The following is a 3304-nucleotide window of genomic DNA, read 5'->3' as shown; positions in this document are numbered from 1 at the left end:
AGTTGTTCAATATGCAGCTCTGGTTGGGATTTGCGTGGAAGGATCTTTTTAATGAAATGTCGAGCCGATTTTTCATTTTCAACAATATAATGATCGATAGTCTCAATGGCCTGTTTGATTGATATTGGCAGCACCTCCAGTGGCTCTGTTTCCCCTAGCGTAGTGGGAATAAGATATAATTTTCCTCTGGTCGTTTCTTTAGCTTTCATTTCTGTGGTCATTTGGAGCTAATAGGTCCTGTATCAACATATCACATGCCTTATCTATTAGATGATAAACTTCCTGGAAGCCGTCTTGTCCACCGTAATAAGGATCAGGAACTTCCGAGTAATTGGAGTCTGTCTTTTCTAATAACAGCCTAACTTTCTTCCTGTGATCATCCGAAAGAGCTAATGAGCAAACATTGCTGTAATTTTCCCTATCCATCACAAAAATATGATCAAAGGAATCAAAATCCTCCACCTGGAATTTACGACAACGTTGCCGACTTATGTCAATATGATGTTTGTTGGCAACTTCTATGGAACGTGGGTCCGGTGCGGTCCCTATGTGATATCCGGCAGTGCCTGCAGAATCTACAAAGATTTTGGTGGGATCTACCTTAGATTGGAGAATACCTTCCGCTAATGGCGATCTGCAAATATTTCCCAGACATACCATTAACACCTTTACTTTCATGAGAGCTTTAGGAAAGTTTCTTTGTTAGGTCTTCGATGTATTTCCTGAACTGCTTGTCTGTTTCTGCCAGATTATCTACGGTCTTACAAGCGTGAAGTACAGTGGCATGGTCTCTTTTACCGATCTGAGAGCCTATACTGGCCAGTGAAGCCTTTGTAAATTTTTTGGCGAAGAACATAGCCAACTGTCTGGCTTGAACAATATGACGTTTCCTGGTCTTAGATTGGAGTGTAGCAACATCCATCTCGAAATAATCAGAGACTACCTTCTGGATATAATCAATAGAAACCTCACGTTTAGTATTCTTCACGAATTTTTCGACTACCTGCTGAGCCAGCTCCAGGGTAACTTCGCGTTTGTTGAATGAAGATTGAGCAATTAGTGAAATAATGGCCCCTTCTAACTCCCTAATGTTAGTTTTGATATGTTTTGCAACATATTCAATAATATCATCTGGCATTTCCACCCCATCCCTGTACAATTTGTTTTTTAGGATAGATATTCTTGTTTCGTAATCCGGGTTTTGTAATTCGGCAGACAATCCCCATTTAAATCGGGATAACAGGCGTTGTTCAATATCCTGCATATCAACAGGAGCCTTATCTGAGGTTAGGATTACCTGTTTTCCATTCTGATGGAGATGATTGAAAATATGGAAGAAAACATCCTGCGTTCCAGATTTACCTGATAAGAACTGTACATCGTCAATTATCAATACATCGATCAATTGGTAGAAGTGTATAAAATCGTTACGGGTATTCTTTTTAACAGACTCTATATACTGTTGGGTAAATTTTTCAGCGGATATATAAAGTACCGTTCGTTCGGGGTATTTATCTTTTATATCAACACCAATGGCGTGAGCAAGGTGTGTTTTGCCTAAGCCAACTCCTCCAAAGATCAAAAGAGGATTAAAAGAAGTGCCCCCTGGTTTGTTGGCTACTGCCATGCCGGCAGAACGAGCCAGTCTGTTGGAATCACCTTCTAAAAAGTTCTCAAAATTATAATTCGGGTTTAATTGGGATTCTATTTTGATATTCCGAATACCAGGGATCACAAACGGATTTTTTAATTCCGGATTCTTGGATTTAATTGGCACATCCATTTCCTGGGTCAAAACACCACCTCGGTTGGCACTTGGGATACGTTCAGTAAAAGGTTCCTTGTTGCCGTAGGTATTTTCCATTTTTATGATATATACCAACTTCGCCTGTTCACCGAGTTCTTTTGTAAGAGCAACTTTAAGTAATTTAACATAATGTTCCTCCAGCCATTCGTAGAAGAATTTACTGGGAACCTGAATGCTAAGTGCTTTTTCTGAAAGTTTAACCGGTTTTATGGGTTCAAACCATGTTTTGAATGCCTGCGGTTGGATGTTATCTTTGATAAATGCCAAACAGTTGTTCCATACGGAATTAGCAGTAACACTCATTTTAAAAAATCTCTATTTAGTGGTTAGTGATCTAAGCTAGTTGGTCAAAGGAAAATTGGAAAATTGTTCCTTTTTAGAGTGAGACAAATATGTGAACAAAAAAGCTAAAAAAAAAATCATTTGAGGTTGAATTTATGCTTTTTTTTTCGCATGTTCCGGTACAATCCGCTTCACCTTTAAATATAAAGTTTTTAACTGAAAAATGGCGCAACAAAATACATTTTCTTTTCGAGTTCGATACAGTGAGACCGATCAGATGGGTGTGGTATATCACGGCAATTATGCACAGTACCTGGAGATGGGTAGGGTAGAATGGCTGAGGTCCATGGGATTCTCCTACAAAAAAATGGAAAATGACGGTATTATGCTGCCAGTTATTTCCTTGAAAATGGATTTCAAGAAATCTGCTACCTATGACGATCTGATCACCGTAACTACCTCCTTAACAAAACTTCCAATGGTGCGGATAGAATTTGATTATGAAATAAGAAATGAAGAAGGTGAATTGTTGATCACGGCTAATACCGTTCTCGCTTTTATTGACATGAAAACAAAACGCCCAACAAAATGCCCTGCCTCAATTCTTGATCATCTACAATTGTAATATATTTCCTTCTAAACGGGGAAAGGCTCCTATTCCTTCACGGTGACATGCTGAAGAGAGAGAAACAGGTTTTTGATCTTTCTCAGATGACTTTTACGAATGGAAAGCGTAATTTGGCATTTCATCTCCAAGGTCTGTGATTCTATTTGTAGCGAATATTTTTTTATAATTCGCATAACTTTGTTCATAGAGACATAATCAAATTCAAGCAAAAGAGGTACTTGTAAGGTCTTCTCAATGATCTTAGCTTCCCTTAATGCCATTTGTGCCGCAGATCTGTATGCTGAGATAAGGCCTCCAACCCCTAGTTTTGTACCACCAAAATACCGAACCACAGCAACCAAAACATTAGTTAATTCAAACGCCTGTATTTGCCCGTAGATAGGCATTCCGGCGGAATGATTGGGTTCTCCGTCATCATTTACGCGATACGATATCTCTTCAACTCCAAGTTGCCATGCATAACATACATGGTTAGAGCCCATATGTTCATTTCTAAGGGCTTCTAGAAGGTTTTTAATGTCTGCTTCATTTTCCACTGTGTAGTCATAACCGAGAAATTTGCTGTTCTTTTCTTTATAAAGAATGCC

General features: G+C 38.8%; 4 protein-coding genes and 1 pseudogene. 1 reads left to right on the top strand and 4 read right to left on the bottom strand.

Annotation, left to right across the window (positions count from 1 at the left end):
• The 3 genes and pseudogenes from Q0X72_RS13470 to dnaA form a co-directional block, all read right to left on the bottom strand.
• Window positions 1–209, bottom strand: a pseudogene (locus Q0X72_RS13470) (SAM-dependent methyltransferase); the annotation flags it as partial.
• Entirely contained in the window at window positions 199–678 is a 480-nt protein-coding gene (locus Q0X72_RS13465; protein ID WP_297766455.1) for a low molecular weight protein-tyrosine-phosphatase, read from the bottom strand. The gene Q0X72_RS13465 and the pseudogene Q0X72_RS13470, both read right to left, overlap by 11 nt.
• 7 nt (window positions 679–685) lie before the next feature.
• Window positions 686–2110, bottom strand: a complete 1425-nt coding sequence (dnaA, locus tag Q0X72_RS13460) for a chromosomal replication initiator protein DnaA (protein ID WP_297766453.1) — start codon at window positions 2108–2110, stop codon at window positions 686–688.
• A 202-nt stretch (window positions 2111–2312) separates the two neighbouring features.
• On the opposite strand from dnaA, the gene Q0X72_RS13455 reads away from it, so the two are divergent.
• Entirely contained in the window at window positions 2313–2714 is a 402-nt protein-coding gene (locus Q0X72_RS13455) for a thioesterase family protein (RefSeq protein ID WP_297766450.1), read from the top strand.
• A gap of 29 nt (window positions 2715–2743) precedes the next feature.
• On the opposite strand, the gene Q0X72_RS13450 is transcribed toward Q0X72_RS13455, so the two are convergent.
• Window positions 2744–3301 carry a YigZ family protein gene (locus tag Q0X72_RS13450; protein ID WP_297766458.1) on the bottom strand — a complete coding sequence of 186 codons (558 nt, stop codon included), beginning with the start codon at window positions 3299–3301 and terminating at the stop codon, window positions 2744–2746.
• Between the last annotated feature and the right edge of the window lie 3 nt (window positions 3302–3304).

Origin of the sequence: uncultured Muriicola sp., assembly GCF_947258935.1 — a bacterium.
In the GTDB taxonomy this organism is placed as follows: domain Bacteria; phylum Bacteroidota; class Bacteroidia; order Flavobacteriales; family Flavobacteriaceae; genus Muriicola.
The sequence above is the reverse complement of the archived record's forward strand: the minus strand, read 5'-3'. Positions and strand labels throughout refer to the sequence as shown.

Bases quoted from the DNA above. Each gene is read 5' to 3' on its own strand.
- Q0X72_RS13455 (WP_297766450.1), top strand. From the start codon at position 2,313: ATGGCGCAACAAAATACATTTTCTTTTCGAGTTCGATACAGTGAGACC.
- dnaA (WP_297766453.1), bottom strand. From the start codon at position 2,110: ATGAGTGTTACTGCTAATTCCGTATGGAACAACTGTTTGGCATTTATC.
- Q0X72_RS13465 (WP_297766455.1), bottom strand. From the start codon at position 678: ATGAAAGTAAAGGTGTTAATGGTATGTCTGGGAAATATTTGCAGATCG.